The 21,612-nt window shown below is 43.7% G+C and carries 16 protein-coding genes; all 16 read right to left on the bottom strand.

Annotation, left to right across the window (positions count from 1 at the left end; all coding sequences use genetic code 11):
* Positions 1 to 90: 90 nt before the first annotated feature.
* The 16 genes from ACQKL6_RS09160 to fapR all read right to left on the bottom strand — a co-directional run bounded on the left by ACQKL6_RS09160 (position 91) and on the right by fapR (position 21,588).
* Positions 91 to 2,877: a VWA domain-containing protein gene (locus tag ACQKL6_RS09160; RefSeq protein ID WP_427650982.1), complete on the bottom strand. Its 2,787-nt coding sequence runs from the start codon at positions 2,875 to 2,877 to the stop codon at positions 91 to 93.
* Positions 2,867 to 4,633: a vWA domain-containing protein gene (locus tag ACQKL6_RS09155; protein ID WP_427650981.1), complete on the bottom strand. Its 1,767-nt coding sequence runs from the start codon at positions 4,631 to 4,633 to the stop codon at positions 2,867 to 2,869. The genes ACQKL6_RS09160 and ACQKL6_RS09155 overlap by 11 nt, the downstream gene beginning before the upstream one ends.
* Before the next feature lie 9 nt (positions 4,634 to 4,642).
* Positions 4,643 to 5,437, bottom strand: a complete 795-nt coding sequence (locus ACQKL6_RS09150) for a DUF58 domain-containing protein (RefSeq protein WP_402868279.1) — start codon at positions 5,435 to 5,437, stop codon at positions 4,643 to 4,645.
* Between the two features lie 68 nt (positions 5,438 to 5,505).
* Positions 5,506 to 6,510: an AAA family ATPase gene (locus tag ACQKL6_RS09145; protein ID WP_427650980.1), complete on the bottom strand. Its 1,005-nt coding sequence runs from the start codon at positions 6,508 to 6,510 to the stop codon at positions 5,506 to 5,508.
* Between the two features lie 7 nt (positions 6,511 to 6,517).
* Positions 6,518 to 8,050, bottom strand: coding sequence for a hypothetical protein (locus ACQKL6_RS09140; protein WP_427650979.1), 1,533 nt, complete (start codon positions 8,048 to 8,050; stop codon positions 6,518 to 6,520).
* Positions 8,047 to 8,898, bottom strand: a complete 852-nt coding sequence (locus ACQKL6_RS09135; RefSeq protein ID WP_402868274.1) for an ABC transporter permease — start codon at positions 8,896 to 8,898, stop codon at positions 8,047 to 8,049. Before ACQKL6_RS09135 ends, ACQKL6_RS09140 begins: the two co-directional genes overlap by 4 nt.
* On the bottom strand, positions 8,895 to 9,830 hold the full coding sequence (locus tag ACQKL6_RS09130; RefSeq protein WP_402868272.1) for an ABC transporter ATP-binding protein: 936 nt from the start codon (positions 9,828 to 9,830) through the stop codon (positions 8,895 to 8,897). The genes ACQKL6_RS09135 and ACQKL6_RS09130 overlap by 4 nt, the downstream gene beginning before the upstream one ends.
* A complete protein-coding gene (locus tag ACQKL6_RS09125) occupies positions 9,827 to 12,208 on the bottom strand; it encodes a hypothetical protein (protein ID WP_427650978.1) in 2,382 nt (793 codons plus the stop codon). Before ACQKL6_RS09125 ends, ACQKL6_RS09130 begins: the two co-directional genes overlap by 4 nt.
* A 135-nt stretch (positions 12,209 to 12,343) precedes the next feature.
* Complete coding sequence (gene ftsY / locus ACQKL6_RS09120; protein WP_402868269.1) at positions 12,344 to 13,396, bottom strand: signal recognition particle-docking protein FtsY; 1,053 nt, start codon at positions 13,394 to 13,396, stop codon at positions 12,344 to 12,346.
* A 26-nt stretch (positions 13,397 to 13,422) separates the two neighbouring features.
* Complete coding sequence (smc, locus tag ACQKL6_RS09115) at positions 13,423 to 16,986, bottom strand: chromosome segregation protein SMC (RefSeq protein WP_402868267.1); 3,564 nt, start codon at positions 16,984 to 16,986, stop codon at positions 13,423 to 13,425.
* A 20-nt stretch (positions 16,987 to 17,006) separates the two neighbouring features.
* Positions 17,007 to 17,750, bottom strand: a complete 744-nt coding sequence (rnc, locus tag ACQKL6_RS09110; protein WP_402868266.1) for a ribonuclease III — start codon at positions 17,748 to 17,750, stop codon at positions 17,007 to 17,009.
* Positions 17,751 to 18,012: 262 nt separating this feature from the next.
* Positions 18,013 to 18,246: an acyl carrier protein gene (locus ACQKL6_RS09105; RefSeq protein WP_053345291.1), complete on the bottom strand. Its 234-nt coding sequence runs from the start codon at positions 18,244 to 18,246 to the stop codon at positions 18,013 to 18,015.
* A gap of 58 nt (positions 18,247 to 18,304) precedes the next feature.
* A complete protein-coding gene (gene fabG / locus ACQKL6_RS09100; RefSeq protein ID WP_402987838.1) occupies positions 18,305 to 19,048 on the bottom strand; it encodes a 3-oxoacyl-[acyl-carrier-protein] reductase in 744 nt (247 codons plus the stop codon).
* Entirely contained in the window at positions 19,045 to 19,992 is a 948-nt protein-coding gene (gene fabD / locus ACQKL6_RS09095; RefSeq protein WP_402987835.1) for an ACP S-malonyltransferase, read from the bottom strand. The genes fabG and fabD overlap by 4 nt, the downstream gene beginning before the upstream one ends.
* Before the next feature lie 23 nt (positions 19,993 to 20,015).
* Positions 20,016 to 21,005, bottom strand: coding sequence for a phosphate acyltransferase PlsX (gene plsX / locus ACQKL6_RS09090; RefSeq protein WP_402956261.1), 990 nt, complete (start codon positions 21,003 to 21,005; stop codon positions 20,016 to 20,018).
* Positions 21,006 to 21,030: 25 nt separating this feature from the next.
* Complete coding sequence (gene fapR, locus ACQKL6_RS09085) at positions 21,031 to 21,588, bottom strand: transcription factor FapR (protein ID WP_402868260.1); 558 nt, start codon at positions 21,586 to 21,588, stop codon at positions 21,031 to 21,033.
* Positions 21,589 to 21,612: the final 24 nt, after the last annotated feature.

Here is a 21,612-nt window from a genome sequence, read left to right as displayed (position 1 = left end):
GCTGTTAAGTGAAAACCCTTTACAAGTTTATATTGTATAGTGTCGATTATTTCATGTCAAGCTAAACTCCTTACCACAAGATAAAAATCATCATTTTTTTCGTTTTCTCGCTTCAATCAGGCGCTTCATCTGCTCTTCGCGTTCCGATTCCGATAATTTATTTACAGGTTCCTTCTTGTGGTGGCGAGCTGGCACTGCTTTTACCTGCTCCTTTTTTTGCTCGATTTCTACAGGCTGCTTCTTTAATGCTTCGTCCTTACCAACTTTTTGGTTTACCTTTTTCAGTTTTGCGACTCTTTCGTTTTGCCTAGATGAAGTGGTTTCTGATTTTTCGCGACTTCCCGAATAGATACGCGAAACTCTGTGCCAACCAAACCTTCGGACCGCAATTTCGCAAAATAAAAGCAAGAATGCCGATAAAAGTAGCCAAGAACTAATACTTTGTTCTTGCCTTGACGTATTTTGCAATGGCCGGAATGCCTCAGATTCATCCTTCAACTCCTGACCACCCGAAACAGCCAATAATTCCTTAATAAGCGCTTTGTTTAGGCCTTGTTGCAGGTATTCCTCTGAATAGGGCACGGTGAAACCTGTTTGATATAGATTCGTACTTCCACCCTTGGTATCTTGTTTTATGCTGAGAAAATACATCCCTGATTGCTTAGGCATGATGACTTCGTATTTTCCCGGCGCGATGAGCTTCGTATTGACGTCTACTTCCTCACCTTTTTCAGACACTACATTTGCCGATACAGGAAGGTGATTTTGTGTGGACGATTCAAGGTTGATGACCGTTTCCTCCCCACCATTATCCTGTGTGAGCATATACGGCTCACTTTCGAACTTGGGCAGCGTGTTTGTGATCAATTGATTGAGAAATGTCCCCCACTTTCCCCAAGCAGGCCAATCGCCCGACCATTTCCCACTAATGTCCGAAGTGAAAGCTGCCGTCGTTCCTATTCCATATTGCCACTCGGCAAGGACGGGATCCTCTTTTTCACTGTTCAGCGACTGTAATGCACGCTGCTTTGCAGTTGTCGCGATGTAGGCATTCATCTTAGGTACGCCATCCTTAAACAATCCGTTCCATTCCGGATTGTCCTTGATAGATGGATAAAATGGGGTATCCTCAATGTAAGTGCGGCTCGCCATGACGGTTTCCCTCGATAAAATGCTCGGAATAACGGAAGCATCCGTGACATCGTAATAGCGCCCCGCACCAAAGTCGGCCAAGTCCTCAAGTAGGTTCTTATCGGCATCATTTCCAATTGAAACGGTAGAGAGGGTTATGTTCTCTTCCTTTCCTTCTTCAATCAAGTCTTCATAATTACTTGAAGCGTTTGACTGTCCATCGGTCAACAAAATAATGTGCTTCCGCTGCAACCTTTCATCCCTTAACTTATCATAGGCCATTTCAAGCGAGCTGAAGATTTCAGTACCGCCACCTGAAGACAGTGTACGAATCTTCTCCACGACTTTTTCCTTATCCTTAAGTGGGGCTGCTTCGATGATTTCCCATGGTCGGTCATCGAAGGCAATGAATCCAAACGTATCCTTTTCACGCAAAAGTTCAACAGAGCGGGCAGCCGCTTCCTTTGCCAATGATAGCTTGTTTCCATCCATACTGCCTGATCGGTCGAGAACAATCATCAGTCCAAGAGATGGCATCTCTTTTTTTCCTTTGATGTCCATATCTACTGGAAGTAATCTCTCAATTGGTGTCTTGAAATACCCGCCGAGCCCGAAACTATTTTCTCCGCCGGTCATCACGAACCCATTACCGAAATCCTTAACGGACCGCTCTATCATTTTCATTTGAATTTCCGAGACTGAGGTGGCAGGAACATTATTAAACACAATCGATTGGTATTGTAAAAAGCCGGATAAAGTGGTCGGCAGTTTTTCCGGTATCGTCGATTCGACAATTAGCCCGCTGCCGTTCAAAATATTTTCAAGCCGTCCTGTTGACTCACCTTCGACAATCAATACTTTTGGTGTGCCTTTTACATTCGTGATTGCCTGCAATTGGTTATTTTCCGCAAATGTATCATTTTCAGCGATGATTTCGGCCTTATATACTTGTAGTCCAGTTTTCTCGGCTGTATGAGAAACAGAGAATAAATTAGTCCCTTCTTTTACACTCACTGCCTTTTTGATGATTTCCTGATCATTCAGTGAAATGCGGACAGTCGCTTTTTTCGCTGTATTGCTAAAGACCTCCAATGAAATCTCCGTTTTTTCGCCTTGATAGATAGATGGGGGAATCGTTACATTCTTCAGGGCGACATCTTCGCCAATCGATTCGATTAGTGGCACGATGTCGAGCCCAATATTTTTATTTGCAAGTAGTTTGGCCTCCTCCACACTGCTTCCCGACGTTTCATTGCCATCCGAAAAAAGGACGATTCTCCCACTTGAATAGCTCGGAATGAGCGAGGAAGCAAATTGAATGCCTGAATCCAATTGACTTGCCTCTTCTTCCACTTCACCGCTAAATTGGCTTATGGGTGTATGTTTTGTCGACAACGCCTGCTCAGCAACGGCACTGCCCCCAAAGGCTGCCACCGCAAAGGAGTCGTCTCTACCCATGGTTTCAACACTTTTCTCAATCCAAGCCAGCGACTTTGTGTCAGAGTCTTTGACACTTGCAGAACGATCGACTAAAAAAACAACCATCGATCCCTTGATAGGTTGTAGCAATTGCGGAACGCTCAGTGCCAATACAATGAGAAAAAAAATACATGACCGCAATATGGCCACAACGACCGTCTCTACATGCTTCGTTTGATTATGTGATTTTATCACATACATATAAATAAGCGCTGCACAGGGAAGCAGCAATAAAAAAACCAGGGGATAAGTAACATCAATGCCCACGTCGATATACCTCCCATTCGGCCATTAGTAGCAGAAGGGCCATACAAGCCAGCCAGTACCATAAGATATCCTGTTTTGTATCGCTTCCCCCTTCTTTCAACTCTGATGATTTCATATTCATCTTGAACGACGGAGCTGAATCGACTCTTTTTTCCCTTTCGTCCAATAAAACCGAAAAGTAAAATGCCTGTTCTCCCGCCATTGCTTCGTATATACCGGGCTTATTTGGCGCTCGAAAGCCCTCCTTTTGCAAATCAATGGAAAAGAGATTCGTTCCGGACTCTGTAAATATAGCCAATTTTCCCGTTTCCGTTCCAAGATTCAACCACTTTTCTTCACCAGGCTGATAGTAACCTAGAAAGTTCGACTGTTGGGTCAGCCATTGATAGGAATTATATAAAAATATAGGAAATCCAGGTTGTAACGGCCAATCGCTGTCCGCAACGGAGAAGTTCAGGGCAATGATCGGCTGTCCTTGGTGCGTACCTTTTTGAATGAGCGGTATACCCTCACTTGTAGTAACATGATGCCATTGCTTGCTGATCGGAGGGGATGCCGATTCAATATACACTTTGTCCATTTGTACGTAGTCCATGAGTGGGTCACCCGTTCCCTTTGGTTGACCTGTCAGTTTTTGTTTACCTTTTTCAGTGGCATTGATAAAGAGAAGCGGGTACGATCCAAGTTCCTCTAAGTCCACTCCTTCGGCAATCACGATTCCATCCATTTCGACTTTTTCTTTATCGTCAAGCTGGATGATATCAAGGCCAATCGTTTCGAGCCCATTAATCAAAAATGGATTCACATCCCCCACTGCATAGACTTTCTCATATACGGCCGTTTGGATGGCCGTCATTTCATTGTCCGCTGAATAGTCATCATCCACAATGATGGAGGCCGTATAATACGGTTTTTCTTTCAGAACCGGTATATCAATTATTTTCTCGCTGCTTGCTTTCACCATTATCCTTTTTGTGAATAGAACATCTTTTCCATTCGTTACTTGAAATTTCACCGTTTCATCCTGCTTCGTTTGATTTTCAATGACCGCCACCCCAGTAATGCCTCCTTCAGAGCTTGCCGTGCCAAATGAAAGCAAGGAGAGATTGCCAGTCAGGCTGCTGAAATTATGTACACCAATGGGAATGTCTTCCGATAACCCCCTAAGGTCCTCCTCCACAACCGCATCGGAGTATAAATGAATGACCGATTCTTTTCCAGCCGCTAGCGAGTCTGCCAGTTTCAATGCCTTATCAACATGCTCATGACTGTATTTTAGCTCCATTTCTTTTATTTGTTTTTTTAACTCAGCCCGGTTTGTTTCGTGATTGGCAAGTATCACAGGCTTTTGACCGGCATCTATGATTGTCACTTCTTGATCATCCACCGCTTGAAGCATTTCCCCCACTTCTTGCTTGGCTTTTTCAAACCGGGTGAGATCCCCTTCTTTTGCACTCATCGAAGCCGATGTGTCGACAATTAGGATTAGGTGGTCGCCCGGAATGCCCTTTTGAAACCAAAAGGGTCGAACCAACGCGAACATGAGGAGGAGAAGTACGAGAAGTTGAAGCCAGAATAAGAGATTATGCTGTAATTTATGAAGCCATGGAGAGGCCTGCCATTCATTCAGCACCTGCTCCCATAATAAATTGGACGAAATCGTCGTTTTCTCATATTGCTTCCGGAAAAAATAAAACAGAATGACGGCTCCGATAAAAATGGTCAATAGAAAAAAGAGTGGGTTTGAAATATGCATATCTTCACCTCAATTCATTAGCCCGTGGCGTGGAAAGTCGTGAAATAAAATCGTTTGTATATCCGTTTCAGCAGATATGAGCATATAGCGGCTGCCAAGACTTTCACAGATAGCTTCAAGCTGCTCGTTATGGTGTGCTAGACGCCTTCGATAGTTGTCGATGAGGGTCGGATTAAGGCTAACATTGACCGCTGTTTCCATTTCACTATCCACAAACTTCAGGTCCCCATCATACATAGGTTGAAGTTCCTCTTTCCCCAGCAGTTGAATGAACCAGACTTCTTGTCTTGCCGAGCGTAGCTTTCTTAAAGTCGCCTCCACCTTTTCGATGGGCTCAAGACCATCCGAGATGATAATCGCAAGTTGCTGATTCCTCACCATCACTTTGCCAAGTTGCTCATAAAACTCCCCGCTTCTCTCCGTATCTTCCAATCCAGCTATCTCTCGAAAAACCCTTTTACGGTGAACCGCTCCTTTACGTCGAATAGGATGGGCTCCTTGATTACCGACGGGAACAAAATTCAGACGGTCTTCGCTTGCAAGGACAACAAAGCTCAATGAAGCGGCGAGCTTTCGCGCCTGTTCCCATTTTCCCGGGAGAGCTCGCATCGAAGAAGACATATCCAGGTAAACGGCAACGGATAACTCCTGTTCATCGAGGAACCTTTTTATATAATGCTTCTGGGTTCGGCCAAATACATTCCAATCGATTTGCCGGACATCGTCTCCCGGTTGATAGGCCCGAAAATCGGAGAACTCAAGCGAAGAACCAAACGCACTCGACCGTCTCGAACCTTTATGCATCCCACGCTTCCTCGTTTTCACGAGCAATCTCTTTTTCTGTAGCCTTTCTAAAAAAGCATAAGCTACCATCAAACCGGTGTTCCTTTTCCTAATTTATACGCCGACTCAACGACTTCAGAAATAATGGAATCGATGAGAACCCCGTTTGCTTCCGCTTCAAAGTTGAGTATAATCCGATGCCTCAGCACAGGATAGGCCGTTTGCTTCAAATCACCGGCAGAAACATGATAACGCCCGGCAAATAAAGCCCTTGCCTTTGCCATTTTGATCAAACTTTGCAACCCACGAGGTCCGCTTCCGAATTGAACGTATTGCCGGACAAGTTCCGGCGATTCCTCCACATTTGGATGAGTACTCGAAATAATCGAAACCGCGTAATCCAGCATCTCTTCTGAAATAAGGACCTCCTTTACTAGTTGCTGCAGTAACAAAACATCCTTGATGGAGGCAGCTTTTTCAATAGAAATGGTTTCCCTGCCTGTCGTTCGAAGGGCAATCTGCTTTAATTCCTGCTTTGATGGATAACGGACAAGAATCTTACAGATAAACCGGTCCATCTGGGCTTCGGGCAATGGATACGTCCCCTCCATATCGATTGGATTCTGGGTTGCAAGCACAAAGAAGGGCTGATCAAGCTGTTTCGTTTCCCCCATGACTGTTACAGTTCTCTCCCCCATTGCCTCTAAAAGCGAACTCTGTGTCTTCGGCGTAGCCCGATTGATTTCATCAGCTAAGACGATATGAGAAAAAAGAGGTCCCTCATGGAAGGTAAACTGCTGCCTTCCGTCCTCTCCAGGTTGCAATAACATGGTTCCCGTAATATCGGAAGGCATCAGATCTGGTGTAAACTGGATTCTAGAAAACTCTAAATCCAGGCATTCCGAAATCGTCCGAACGAGCATCGTCTTCCCAAGTCCCGGCAAGCCTTCAAGTAATACGTGGCCACCTGCAAAAATGCTCCATAAAACTTGATCGATCACGTCTTCCTGCCCAACTATAAAACGGGAAATTTCCTGCTTAACTCTCTCAATCATAGTCCCTGCTTCATTAAACTGCTGTTCTTTTTCCGTCATTTTCCCACTACCTTTCCGGATCAAGATTATTAAAATAATTCTTGACGATATCATTCAAATCAGAGGGTAGCCTAAGGCGATCCGTACTTTTGCGATAAGATTCCTCATACTGCTGATAGACCTCCTCATAATTCCGCAAGTTCCCCCTCAATACTGGACCCTCGGCCTCCTCCTGCTCGCCACTCCCTTCACCAAGTTTCCCATTGTCGGTTTCCATATTCTGCTTTCCATCGGTCTTTTCGGGAATCGTCAGCATTTCCCTCGACCCTTGTCCAGCACCCCCCTTCGTGCCTCCTTTTCCTCCGCCGGTTCCACTTGCTCCTTGTCCTTGTCCTTGACCCTGTCCTTGTCCTTTTTGGCTTCCGGGATTATTCCCAGAATTGGCGTTGGGCTGTCCATTAGGCGTAGAGGAGGGCTGACCTAGGGGCTGATTGGCGGGTTGGTTCCCTTGTGTTCCATCGCTGTTAGAAAAAGCTGTTTGAGAAGAAGGAATACCATCTTGACTCATTTTATTCTGAAGTTGGGATCCCGCTTGACGAACAGCTTGATTGGCTGATGCTAACTGCTTGGCAAGTTCTCCCGATTCCATCGCTTCCTCCAACTGCTGCATCAGTGCATCCAATTGTTCTTCCGTTAATGGAAGCTCCTGCTCTGTGTAGCTCTCTAGGGCCTGCTTCTGTTCCTTGGACAGCTCATCCCATCTTTCATTTAGTTCTTTCAGTTCTTTTTCGACCAGTCGCATGTCCTTTTGTTCAAGTGCCTTGGACAGCTCCGTAAGGCCGGTTTTTTTTGACTGATCCTTCCAGGTTTCCAGTGACTCTTGCTTTTCTCTTTGCTTCTTTTCTTTTAATTGCAGCTCGCTTGACTGTTTGGCGAGTGCCTCTAAGGCCTTCTCAGCCTCTTTTTCTAGCGCAACTTTCTCTTTTACATCTTTCAATGTCTTTTTGACATCAGGATCCTTTATTTCCTTCACTTTTTCATCAAGCTCTTTTTTGACCTCCTCGACAAGCTTCACTTCTTTTTCCGCCTGCCTGGCTTGATCCATTTTCTGATTTGGCAAAATTGCCAATAGGGAACCTCCTATTGCTAAACAAAGAGCTAGCGTCAGCCATTTCGGATGTACCCATACTTTCTTCCTTCTGAGGGCCTCCTCCTGATGGATTTTCATATGGTGAATAGCATCCCTGAGCTGGAGTGACTTAAGCTCACCAATCTCCCCTAAAAAAGCGAATCCCGTCACGACACGGTCATCAGGAACATACTGGTTAAACAGCAAAGCAGCCGTTTTATTACCGGGTTTTCCTTTAATGATTCTATAGACAAAAAAAGCAAGTAAACAGATGATTCCAATGAAAAAATAACGGAAAACGAAGGGTATGACTACTATACGTGCCATGAAAAATAGTAAAGTCGTCCATGCAGACACGGCAAGGAGTAAAAGTTGCCCCTCCCTCATCACATGCTGCATGAAAAGTTGCCGCTTAACGGGTTTAATCAACTTGAGAAACTGGAGTTCATCATGGGTAAGATCCTTGTTCATCGTTTTGTCTTCATTCCCACGCGCAGCTTTTTAACGCTTAGAAGAACGGACCCGATTAGTAGAAGTGTGTAACAAATCAAATGAGACGCCCAAAGTGGAAAATCAATCCCCGATAACTTCTGGATTTCCTCAGAGTAAGTCGGTTCAACAAAGCCGATTAATACGATTGGGGTATTTAGCATGGCCGCTAAGTAAGGCAATGGGTTAGTCGTTGGTGTGGTCACATTTACCTGATTCCCCACGGCCATGGTAGTGAATAGTAGGGTCAATAAAGCTGTGCCACCTACTAAAAACAATGTGATTCCATAAGTCGTGACCATCGCCGGAATGGTTTTTCGCACAAGTGTAGAAAAAAGCACCCCGATACTGCCATATACGATGACGGTGAAGACATTGAAGCCCAGCACCATCAAAAGCTGATTCGGCGAAATTCCGCCGAATAAAAAGACGATGCTATATAGCGGTAAACTGGCCACAACCAGTAATAGCAAGTAGGAAATGGATGAAATTAATTTCCCGAAAATGATGCCTGTCGAGCTTTGGGAAGTCGTCAATAAAATATTTAACGTCTGTCGCTCCCTCTCACTCGAGATGACGCCTGCCGTCAGTCCAGGTGTAATGAACAAGACCAAGGCCAGTTGGATAACGGATAGAAATATAAACATACTCCGGCTTGCATCCGGGTCAACGCGCCCGCCCATGCTACTAAGAGACTGAATGAAAATCATACCGATAACGATGGCACCAATCGCAAGAACATAGAATAATACACCTAAAAAACTTTTAAAAGAGCGAAAGCGTAGCTTAAACTCTTTATTCAAAACCGGATTCATCAGCCAGCTCTTCATGACAGTTCAACCCCTTTCGTGATTTCCATGAACACATCCTCCAGATCCGTCTCTATTTCCGAAAAAGAGACAATGGGCAAGTCTTGCAACATACAGGACTTCAGCAGCTGTTGTTGGGCCCCTGCATCTCCTTTGAATAGAAACTGAATCGTTTTTTCATCAACATGCGTATTGATCTGGCTAATATCCGGATTATCTTCTAGAAAAGCGATGGATCGCTCAATATCCTCATGAACCTTAATAATCAGGCTCTTTTCGCCCTGCAGCTTATGTTGGATTTCCGCGACCGACCCTTGTGCTTTCAATTTACCCTGATCGATGATGCCGAGCACATCACACATTTCCGCAAGTTCAGGTAAAATATGCGATGATATCAAAATCGTTTTACCCATATGTTTCAATTCCTTTAAAATCTCCCGCATTTCAACACGAGCCCTCGGGTCAAGCCCGGAAGCGGGTTCATCCAAAATAAGCACTTCGGGGTCGTGTATCAGACTCCTTGCAAGACAAAGCCGTTGCTTCATTCCCCGTGATAAAAGATCCACATAGGAATCCTTTTTATCCGATAAATTTACGAGCTCGAGCAGTTGTGGAATCAGTTTACTCCGTTCCGAAACGGGTATACCATAACTTGCTCCGTAAAAATCCAGGTACTCTTCAGCCTTCAATTGATCATACACACCAAAAAAGTCAGGCATATAACCGATCTGGCTACGGACTTGTTTAGGTTCCTTCGATATATTGTAGCCATTGATATAAGCCGTTCCCGATGTTGGTGCAAGCAAGGTAGCCAAAATGGAAAAAGTCGTGGATTTCCCTGCCCCATTTTGACCGACAAAACCAAACACGGTTCCTTTGTCTATTTGCAAATCCAAGTGATCCAATGCGGTGAACGTGCCATATTGTTTAGTTAACTGTATAATTTCTATCATTTCTCCACCACTCCCTTCACAGTGATTTGTGGCATCCTTACACTCGGGTCATCATCATTATCTATCATGACTTTTATCTGGATGTTCCCTTGTTTCGATACATAGGATGATATATCCTTAGTCCCTTTGAAAGTAATTTCCCGTTCTCCCTTAGGTATCGATTCATACTTTTCAGTCGAAAAATTATAGAGTTCATACTTAACATCTTGTTTACTGAACTTAATCGTCATTTCTGACGCTTTGAATGTTTCGTCCTTCATGATCTTTGGAACTGAACTGATATATTCATATTCTCCCCTTTCAAACCAATACGTACCATATCCTTCTTCTTCGCCAACTGAACCCCGGAGGGCATTCACAGACCCCGCGAACATTTCTTTTGACAATGTCACTTCCCCAGCCAAAATTGTTTTCGGACTGAATGTTTGGAAAATCAGATTATCTATATTTACTTTCGGTTTTTTAGATAGTCTGACGTCTACGATTGAATCGTCGGTTATACCGCCGATGACAGGTTCGGATTTTGTCGAGGCCCCTCCGAAATACGCCTCCGTCAGATAAAGAAGCTGATCCCTGCGCATTTTTTCAATATCGATTTTTTTTCCCATAGTTCCATTATTCCAAGAAGACGATGTCGTTCCATACGGTTTAAATAAGAAATCACTCTTTAACGCTTCATTTACCTTGATCTCTGCCCCCTTCTTCAACGTTCCGAGATTGATTCGTTCATTGCCGGTCAGGATCATTAATTCCTTAAGGTCATAAGGTGTCTCATTTTGAATCGTACCTGTCAAGGTCCTGTTTTCAACGGTCAAGTCATTTTTCAATTGACCTGCATTTTCTTTATAAACCTTTCCTATAAAGGACCTGGTAGACCAATATTCGACGTTTGGAAAGGTCAATTCCATATCGGTAGCTTTCTCTTCAAGCATTGGTGCTCTTTTCACGCTTCCACCTAATCCCTCCTGAGTCATTGGCATCGCAACTAACTCATTTTTCGGGAAAGTCAGGTTGTAATTGCCTCCTTTATTGGACAGGAGGACATTCGATTGGATGCCGATGATTTGGTCATCCTCAATTTGATAGATTCCCAATTGATTGAGTTGAGGTTTGGCAAGACGATCTTTCGCTCCGACGGCAAACGTTAGAATCGTCGTAATGCAGGCAATCAAGGGAATGATCCACCAAGCGTGCTCCCTTTTATCCATTTTCCTCAGAATGACAAATAAAATCGGTACAATGATCACAACGTAGACTAACAGCAACAATGCCAATTGAATCACGGATAAATTCGTATCATCAAAGTAACTATTGGGGTCATTCATTTCCCATCTTGCTTCGTCCATGAATTCACTTGAAGTGGAAAACGCATTCAACTCCACCTTCTTTAAAATCGCTTCAAACCACGTGCCGTATCCTTTCCAAGAGGCAAGTGGCTCATCTCCTAACGAAAAGGCCGTCTGGACAATCATCCCGTTTCCATATTGCTTTTTGACAACGGCCGGTGATGTCCCGCTCTTCGCAATGATTTCTGTCCCTTTCTCCACTTCACCAGTAAAGCCCGGCAATTGTTCAAAGGATGGTCGATCTTTTTTCTTTTCTGTAAGAAAGGATGAATCCATCTTGATTCCTTTATCCATCTTCATCGGTAAAAGGTTATACCGGGACCCGTATGATTGAGCGGCACTTGGTGATGACCCGGAAATCAATACACCACCAGAACGGATCCAACCCTTTAGTGCTTTCTGTTGTGCCTCATCCAAAGCGGCAATTGCAAATTCATCAATGATTAAATAATCTAACATTTCATAGCCAATTGACTGTTTAGGCAAATCTTCTTTTTCCAACTCGACCATCCTGGCTTGGAGGGATGGCAAGACTCTCAATTCCGTCAAACGATCGTAATTTTCACTTAATACTCCAATCAGGTCCTCGCTTTCATCAAAGAACTTAGGTGCCAGTACCTTCGGGCCGGAATAGTCTACTTCTTTACCATTCTTCCAATCTCCCTCATAGAGATAAATCGACTTCGCCAGTGCGGTCCCATTATAATTATAATTTTCGTCGGTATACCCTGGAAGTGAAACGGAATAGGTTTTCTTGCTTTCCTTTGGCAATTCCACTTTTAGAATTTGCGACCCTCCGAAATCGTAATCGGCCTGAAATTGAAAAATCAGCGTACCGCTGAAAGCCTCCCCCTTATTTTCGATATGTACGGTCATCGGCATGGCCTTGGCCCGGGTTATGTATCCATCAAACCCTGTTTCAATCGAGATTTTCATGTCCGTGTCCGCTGCTTTTGCTTGAACTGTATATGAATGTAAAAATAGGCCTAAAAATAATAAACAAGCAGCGATTCCCTTTAATTTTCTGAACAACCGAACTCCCCCTTTTTTTTCTATACTCCTAATAGACGATTAGATCACGAAAAAGTATACAGTATTTATATAAAAAGTAAAAAAAATCAAAAAAGCCGGAAGGGAAAAATCCCTTCCGGCTAAAACTATTCACCTTTATACTTCTTCTTTATCAATGATATCGGCAAAGAGCCCATACACATATTTTTCAGCATCGAATTCTTGAAGATCGTCCATTTTTTCACCAAGTCCGACAAATTTCACGGGAATGGAAAGCTCATTCCGGATCGCTATGACAATTCCGCCTTTTGCTGTACCATCAAGCTTCGTTAAGACGATACCCGTTACATCTGTCGCTTCCTTGAACGTTTTCGCTTGAATGAGTGCATTTTGCCCCGTCGTTGCATCAAGGGCAAGGAGCACTTCATGTGGTGCACCAGGCACTTCACGTTCAATTACACGCTTCACCTTTTCCAATTCCTTCATTAAATTCACTTTATTTTGCAGACGGCCTGCTGTATCACAAATCAGGATATCGGCTTTGCGTGCCTTAGCCGCTTGAACGGCATCGAACATAACAGCAGCAGGGTCAGATCCTTCTCCTTGTTTAATGACACTGACACCGACACGTTCTCCCCACACTTCGAGTTGCTCAATCGCTCCGGCGCGGAAAGTATCACCAGCCGCCAATACGACCGATTTGCCTTCTTCCTTAAACTTATGGGCAAGTTTACCGATTGTCGTTGTTTTACCTACACCGTTCACACCGACAAAGAGAATGACCGTCAGGCCGTCTTGTTGAATGTTCAAGCTGGATATTCCTTCTTCATCACCTTGGTAAATTTCAACAAGTTTTTCAGAAATGACAGATTGCACTTCTCTCGTATCAGAGATATTGCGCAGTTTCACTTCCATTTTTAATTGGTCGATTAATTCCATAACGGTATCGAAGCCTACATCAGCCTGGATGAGAATCTCCTCAAGTTCTTCGAAAAAGTCTTCATCCACTTTCCGGTAACGGGCAACGAGTTCATTAACCCTTCCGGTAAAGGAATTCCTCGTCTTCGTTAAACCTTGCTTAAACTTTTCCCCGATTGATATTTCGGATGTTGCTTTTTTTTCAACTTCTACTTCTACTTTTGTTTCTACAGCTGTTTCTTTTTCTTCTTGTGCCGTGAATTTTTCTTTTAGCTTCTTGAAGAAACTCATTGTCCCACTTCCTCTAATTCATGGATTTATATTTCAACAAAGTTCTCTGATTCCTCCATACGAACGGAAACTAATTTGGAAACACCTGACTCTTGCATCGTAATGCCATAGAGGACATCCGCTTCCTCCATCGTCCCTTTACGATGGGTGATTACTATAAACTGAGTCTCTTGACTGAATTTCCTTAAAAATTGGCTGAAACGAACTACATTCGCTTCATCAAGTGCCGCCTCGACTTCATCGAGGATACAGAAAGGAACGGGCCGGACCTTTAAAATCGAGAATAAAAGAGCAATTGCAGTCAATGCTCGTTCTCCACCGGACAAGAGACTTAAGTTCTGTAGTTTTTTCCCCGGAGGCTGTGCGATGATATCTACTCCCGTATTCAATAAATCATTGGGATCTGTCAGTTTTAATTCAGCCCTGCCACCACCGAACAGTGATTTAAATACCTGTTCGAACTGTTCACGAATCGCATAGAATGTTTCTGAAAAGCGTCGTTTCATTTCCTCATCCATCTCGTCGATAACCTGGAATAAGGTATCCTTAGCCTGCTGCAGATCTTCTTTTTGACCGAGAAGGAACTCGTACCTTTCGGCTACACGGGCATACTCGTCTATTGCTCCTAAGTTGACCGTCCCCAATTCTTCAATGGCCAGCTTAATGAGCTTTACCTTTTTCTGAGCTTCTTCGATAGGTATCATTAATGGATACTTTTCTTTAGCCCCTTCATAGGATAATGTATATTCCTCGCGTAAATGATCCAGGCGGTTTTCCAGCGCCACATCAAGTCGGGTTAATTTGACCTCTTCATCCTTGACCACTTCAACGATACCTTTATAGAGACGACTTTCCTCTTTCAAAGCTATTTCGAGGGTTTCGAGATGAGTTTGCATTTCGGTCTTTTCCTGTTTTTTGGCGGAAATATTTTCAATGGCCGCATTCTTATCAAGCAATCTTTGTTGGGCCATGTCTTCAAGCGTTTCTTCCCCACTCGAACTGTCCGTCATTTCATTTGTTAAAAGCCCCAAGTCATCCTTGTTTTCAGTTAAGGTGCTGGTCTCTTTTGCCAAGTCCGCCTCAAGCCGTTCCATTTTTTCTCTTTGATTTTGAAGCTGACCGCGTTTTGAGGCCAATGTTACCCTTAACTCGCTCGTTTCTTCGGCAAGACTTTCCTTTGATGATTGCTGTGATTGTTTTTGTTCTGTCATTTCCGCTATAAGGCGGTCAAGCCCATCGATTTCCACTTTACAGGATTTCAACAGTTCTTCCAATTCTTCGAGCCTTGCTTTCTTTTGCTGTTGCTCTTCTAAATAGGAGTTTTTATCCAAATCATAAAGGTGTAGGCGATCATTCACATTTCTTTCTTGTAGCTCGACTTCACGAAGTTCACCTTTCAGGGATTGCTCCTGTAATCGTAGCATTTCACCTGTTTTTCTCGTTTGTTCAAGCGTTTGCTCTTGAACACCGACATCCACCTTCAGCTGTTTTACCTGTTTTTCAAGCTGGTTCGTTTTTAATTCCATCCCGGCTAGCTTCTCATGTAATTCTTCAAGCTCGGTTTTCCGGGATAGTAGTGAAGTCGATTTTTGTTTAATCGTTCCACCCGTCATCGAACCACCAGGGTTGACGACATCCCCTTCAATCGTAACAAAGCGGAAACGGTGCTGCACCATTTTTGCCAGTTCGTTGGCTCCTTTTAAGTCCTTTGTGATAATGACGGTTCCTAGCAGGTTTGCCGCGATGGAAGCATGTCTTTCATCATATTGGATCAACGAGGAACCTGTCCCGACAAAAGCAGGGTGATTCTTCAGCATCGATAGCTGGTTCGATGAAATCTCTCTTCCTTTGATGACAGATAAGGGCAGGAAAGTCGCCCGTCCAAACCTGTTTTTCTTCAAGAAGGAAATGGCTTCACGGGCATGTTCTTCTCTCTCCACAACCACATGTTGCATCGCCCCACCTAGTGCTGTTTCGATGGCGGTTTCATATTCCTTTGGGACCTTGATCAGTTCCGCCACTGCACCTTCAATGCCTTTTAGAGTACCTTTTGCTTTTAGGACTTCCTTAACACCTTGAAAGAAGCCTGCATAGTCCTCTTCCATCTCTTCAAGCAGTTCCTTTCGGGATTTTGCCTGTTGAAGGAATTGATAGGCCTTATATAGGGTCGTTTCCTGTTTTTGATACGTATCTTTTGCCGTTTGTAGCTTATTCTGTTGATTTCGGAAAGAAGTGACATGGTCTTCAAGCTGCTTGCTCAGTTTTTCCATACGCTTGGAGTATTCCGACTTTTTAGCAGTGATTTCCGTTCTCTCGGTAAGGAATTTTTCATTTTCGTGATCCAGTTTGGAATTTTTATGTTCCTGCTGCGTGAGTTGCTGCAGAAGGTAATGCTTTTCATTTTTGGCGGCAGCCTGCTTGTTCAGCCACTCGATATAGTCACTTTTCTTCACTTCTATCAGGGCTTCAATGTCGGTATTGAATAGACCTAAGCTTTTTTGTTTTTCATGTAAAAGCTCTTGAAGCTGTTTTACTTCAGAACTCAATGCATGCAGAACTTCCGTTTCTCTTTCCTTTTGTAAAGAAAGACGTTCAACGGCTGCCTTGCCCTCTATAATCGCTTTTTCAAGCTGTGATTTATTTTGTGCCGCATTCTTTTTCCGTTCTTTCAATACTTCTTTACGACCCTCAAGCTTCTCAAGCTCTTCGCTGGCGTTCAATAGCACTTCTTGAAGCTCGTTAATCGATGTTTCGAGTCCGGCAATGCTTCCTCGAACCTCTTTAAGATGCTCTTCACGTTCATGAAGCCTTCCAGCCAATTGTCGCTCCATCTCATTGTGTTTCCCAAGTTCCTGGGTAAGACTTTCCCATTTTTCATTAAGTTCTTCAATTTCAAAAACGGTCAAAGCCACTTCGATTTTTTCAAGTTCCTCTTTCTTATCCAAATATTCTTTGGCCAGGGAAGATTGAATTTTCAAGGGTTCCACTTGACCTTCTAGTTCATGAAGGATGTCATGAATCCTGTTGAGATTATCTTGTGTTTCCGTCAGTTTTGATTCCGCTTTTCTTTTTCTTGTTTTATACTTCAAGACACCAGCGGCCTCTTCAAAAATAACTCGTCTTTCTTCTGCTTTGCTGCTTAGGATTTCTTCCACTTTCCCTTGGCTGATAATGGAAAATGCTTCGCGTCCAAGTCCTGAATCCATAAATAATTCAATGATATCTTTCAGGCGGCATCCTTGATTATTAATGAAGAATTCGCTTTCACCCGATCGATATACCCTTCTTGTCACACTAACTTCATGAAAGTCAATTGGAAGGGTGTTGGTCTCATTATCCAAAGTCAAGGAAACCTCTGCAAAATTCAAGGCCTTTCTTGTGTCACTTCCTGAGAAGATGATATCTTCCATTTTTGCTCCACGCAGTGATTTTGCGGATTGCTCTCCAAGAACCCAACGGACTGCATCAGTCACATTGCTTTTACCACTACCGTTCGGTCCAACCACTGCCGTGACACCAGGTACAAATTCAATCGAAATTTTATCTGCGAAAGATTTGAATCCTACAACGTCCAAGCGTTTGAGGAACATGACCTTTCCCCCTCTACTGTTCAACTATCTTGTTGAGTTTTTTTCTTTAAAACGGCCAATGCGTGTTCGGCGGCATGTTGCTCTGCCTCTTTTTTCGATTTTCCCACACCAGTTCCTAGATCTTCCCCATTCAAAGAAACCGTAGAAACGAACTCTCTATTATGGGCCGGTCCTTTTTCCTGCAGTATTTTGTATTGCAGAACCCCAATTGCGTCCCGTTGGATAAGCTCTTGGAGCTGGCTCTTATAATCCATCACATGAGAAAAAGCACCCTCGTCTATCTTCGGAAACACGACATTTTTCAAGAACTGCACAACCGGCTCTAATCCTTGGTCAAGATATAAAGCGCCGATATAGGCTTCGAATACATCTGCAAGCATGGCAGGGCGTTCTCTACCGCCTGTCATTTCTTCCCCTTTACCAAGCAATACATATTCCCCATAAGAGAGGCTGTTGGCAAAGTCGACTAGTGACGGCTCACAGACAATGGCTGCCCTTAATTTCGTAAGCTCTCCTTCACTCATCATCGGGTATTTCTGATACAGATATTTCGAGATTGTCAGTTCAAGTACTGCGTCTCCTAGAAATTCTAGCCTTTCATTATCTTCGTAAGGCTTGCGGCGATGCTCATTCACATAAGATGAATGTGTAAAAGCTTTTTTCAACAAATTTTCATCTTCAAAATGAAAACCCAGATTGTCCTGTAACTCTTTAAATTTATTATCCTTACTTAATGGTTTACGATTATTTACGTTCCTACGCATCACAAAAACCCTCCACTACGGTTCAAAAACAAATTTTTCCTACATATAAAAAGAAACCTGGCAGGAATTCCTGTCAAGCTTTCCTATGTACCATCATACAGTATAATCCGCTTAAAGAAAAATAGCCAGCAGCGTTGATGCTTGACACATGGAACTTAATCGGAACTGCACGTATTCGTTCAAGCCTGTTATTTTCCAGACCCTTACATTACAAGAGAAAGCCCCGTTAAAAAACGGAGCTTTTAATCAAAAGACATTAACATTACATAGTGCTTTTTATGTAATTCACAGCATCACCCACTGTGGCGATTTTTTCAGCGTCATCGTCCGAAATTTCCATATCAAATTCGTCTTCAAACTCCATGACTAGTTCGACTACATCTAGGGAATCGGCACCAAGATCTTCTTTGAATGAAGCTTCAAGCTTTACTTCTGATTCTTCAACGTTCAACCGATCTACAACGATTTTCGTTACTCTTTCTAATACATCTGCCAATATGTTCACCTCCCCTCAAGACATTATAAATTATATTTCAAAAAAATCAAACCTAAACTTACATCACCATACCGCCATCAATATGAAGGGTTTGACCCGTCATATAGCTGCTTGCCTCTGAAGCGAGAAACGTGGCAACTGATGCAATATCCTTTGGGTCACCGAAGCGGGCTAAAGGTATTTGTGACAGCATCGCTTTTTGCACGTCTTCCGTCAGTTCACCAGTCATATCCGTGGAGATGAAACCTGGAGCGATCGCATTGACCGTGATCCCTCTTGATGCAAGCTCCTTGGCAGTGGACTTTGTCAAGCCAATCACGCCTGCCTTGGCTGCAACATAGTTTGCCTGCCCCGCATTCCCCATCACACCGACGATGGAAGCCATATTGATGATTTTGCCGCTACGTTGCTTCATCATGTGTCTTGTGACTGCCTTTGTGCAAAGGAAGACACCTTTTAAATTCGTATCGATGACCGAATCCCATTCTTCTTCCTTCATCCGCATCAATAAATTATCACGGGTAATTCCAGCATTATTGACTAAAATGTCGACCCGGCCAAATTGTTCAATGACCTCTTTAATCATGCCTGTTACTGATTCACTATCTGATACATCGCATTGAACGGCAAATGCTTTTCGCCCAAGTGCCTTGATTTCATCGACCACTTCATTAGCTTTTGTTTCGCTTCCAGCATAATTGACAGCTACGTCCGCTCCCTGCCGTGCGAGTTCCAATGCCACTTCCCTGCCGATACCGCGGGAAGCACCAGTTACTAGTGCCTTCTTACCTTCAAGAATCATGCTGGTTCCCCTTTCAATGCTTCGACCGTTTTATGTAGGGTTTCTGTATTCGATACTGAGTGAATATTGACGGATCGGTCGATTTTTTTAATCAATCCTCCCAGTACCTTGCCTGGTCCCACTTCAATGAACGTGTCCACGCCTAATTCAAGCAGCTTTTTGACACTATCTTCCCAAAGAACTGGTGAATACAATTGTTCAATTAATTTATTTTTAATCTCTGATGGTTCTGTGATAGGCTCGCCCGTTACGTTTGAAATCACCGGAATGGGTGCCTGTCGGAAACTCACTTCATCAAGTACCTTTTGAAGTTGTTCAGCCGCAGGTTTCATTAATTCAGAATGAAACGGCCCGCTCACATCAAGAGGGAGAGCACGTTTTGCTCCGCTTTCCTTCGCTTTTGCGCTCGCAAGCTTGACGCCTTCTGCCGTTCCGGAAATGACGATTTGCCCCGGACAGTTAATGTTAGCCAGCTGAACGGATTCACCTGCATCAGTAATATCAGCCGTTACAAGAGCGAGTGCTGTACGGTCCATTCCCAGAATTGCGGCCATCGAGCCTTGGCCATTAGGAACAGCGGCCTCCATGAATTGACCACGTTTTCTAACAGTATAGACAGCATCCTCAAAAGAAATTGCACCTGAGGCTACCAATGCCGTATATTCCCCTAAACTATGTCCTGCAGTGTAATCAGGCTGGATGCCCGCTTCCGCCAAGGCATTGAACAAGGCATAACTTGTAGTCAATAGCGCAGGTTGAGCATTATAGGTTACCGTTAATTCCTGCTGAGTGCCATTGAATATAAGCTCGGATAGCGCAAAATCCAGTTTTTCATCCGCCGTTTGAAAAATTTTCCGTGCTTGCTCATTTACCTCAAATAAGTCTAAACCCATCCCTATTGACTGTGAACCTTGTCCTGGAAAGACAAAAGCAATCTTACCCATCCCAAACTCCCCTATCTCTATATTTATTGGACTTTTTCTATCGTCTTCGCAATGGTCGGAATCACATCATGACTCACCATATCCCGGGTCTGACGGATCGCGTTATAAATCGCATTTGCGTCGGAAGAACCGTGTGCCTTGATGACAGGTGCCTTCAAACCGAATAATCCAGCCCCACCATATTCCGAGTAATCCATTTGATTTTTAATGCCTTTTAGTTCCGGTTTCACTAGTGCTGCGGCAATCTTACTCTTCATATTGCTCATCAACGCGGATTTTAACATATGAAAGACACTCATGGCTGTTCCCTCAAGCGTTTTCAGCACCATATTTCCTGTAAAGCCATCCGTCACAACTACATCTGCCGGACCGTTCAGAAGATCCCTGGCCTCTACATTCCCTATAAAGGAGATGTCCGATGATTGCTGAAGGAGCGTGAAAGCCTGCTTCGTCAGCTCGTTCCCTTTTTTCTCTTCAGTCCCAATATTTAAAAGGCCCACACGCGGTTTTTCAATTCCACGCACCTTTTGGGCATATACGGAACCCATTATGGCAAATTGAAGCAGGTGCTCCGGTTTCGCTTCTGCATTCGCTCCCACATCAAGAAAAACAAAACCTTTACCATCTATTGTCGGCAAGGTTGGGGACAATGCTGGACGTTCGATTCCTTCGATTCTCCCGACAACGAACAAGCCGGCTGCCATCAAAGCACCTGTATTTCCTGAAGATATGCATGCATCCGCTTCTCCATCGGCCACTTGGCGGGCTGCTAATACCATCGATGCATTCTTCTTGCGACGGACCGCACGAACAGGTTCATCGGTACTTAGTATCTTTTCTTCCGTATGTATGATCTTGATCCGTTCATTTTTCGTTAAGAACTGGTTGATTTCGCCTTCGTTCCCTACTAAGGTTATTTCCACATCGGGAAAGGCCTCGACTGCTTTCATGGCTCCTAATACCTGTGCCTTTGGAGCATTGTCTCCACCCATTGCATCTAGCGTTATTTTCATGAACGTTCATCCTTTTCTAAGCAAGTTAAGAGCGATACATTTCGAACTCACCTTTGAATACCATTTCATTTCCTACGTAGCTTCTGACTTCCACTACGGAACGATCTGCTTGATACTCCACCTTTTTAACTTTCGCTTTAGCTACCACTCTTTCATTTTCCTTGACGGAACGAGTAAATAGAATGGATGCTTTTGCCGTTAAGGCCAGTTCATCATTGATGACCGCCACCGCCAATGAATTAGCTTGAGCAAAAAGGTGATGACCCCTTGCGATTCCATTGCGCTTAAAAACATGCTCTTTTTTTATATCTAAAATAGAAATTGCATTTTCATCTAAATTCAAATCTATTACTTCCCCAATGATCTCATCCAATGGCAATGCCCTTATTTCGTCACTGAATTTCTTCTCGGCTACGTTTTTTATACGTTCACGAAGCTCCGGTATTGATAATTCAAGACGATCGAGCCTAATTGTCTGGACGCTCACCGAGTACTTTTCAGCCAGCTCCTCATCCGTTACAAAAGGATTCTGTTTAATCGTTTCGATTAATAATTGCTGGCGTTCCTTCTTGTTTCTTCGCATTTGAAGGTCACCATCCATAATATT

The organism is Peribacillus sp. NPDC097197 (genome assembly GCF_050278025.1).
Classification (GTDB): domain Bacteria; phylum Bacillota; class Bacilli; order Bacillales; family DSM-1321; genus Peribacillus.
Note: the sequence above shows the minus strand (reverse complement) of the source record. Positions and strands in the feature narration are given on the sequence as shown.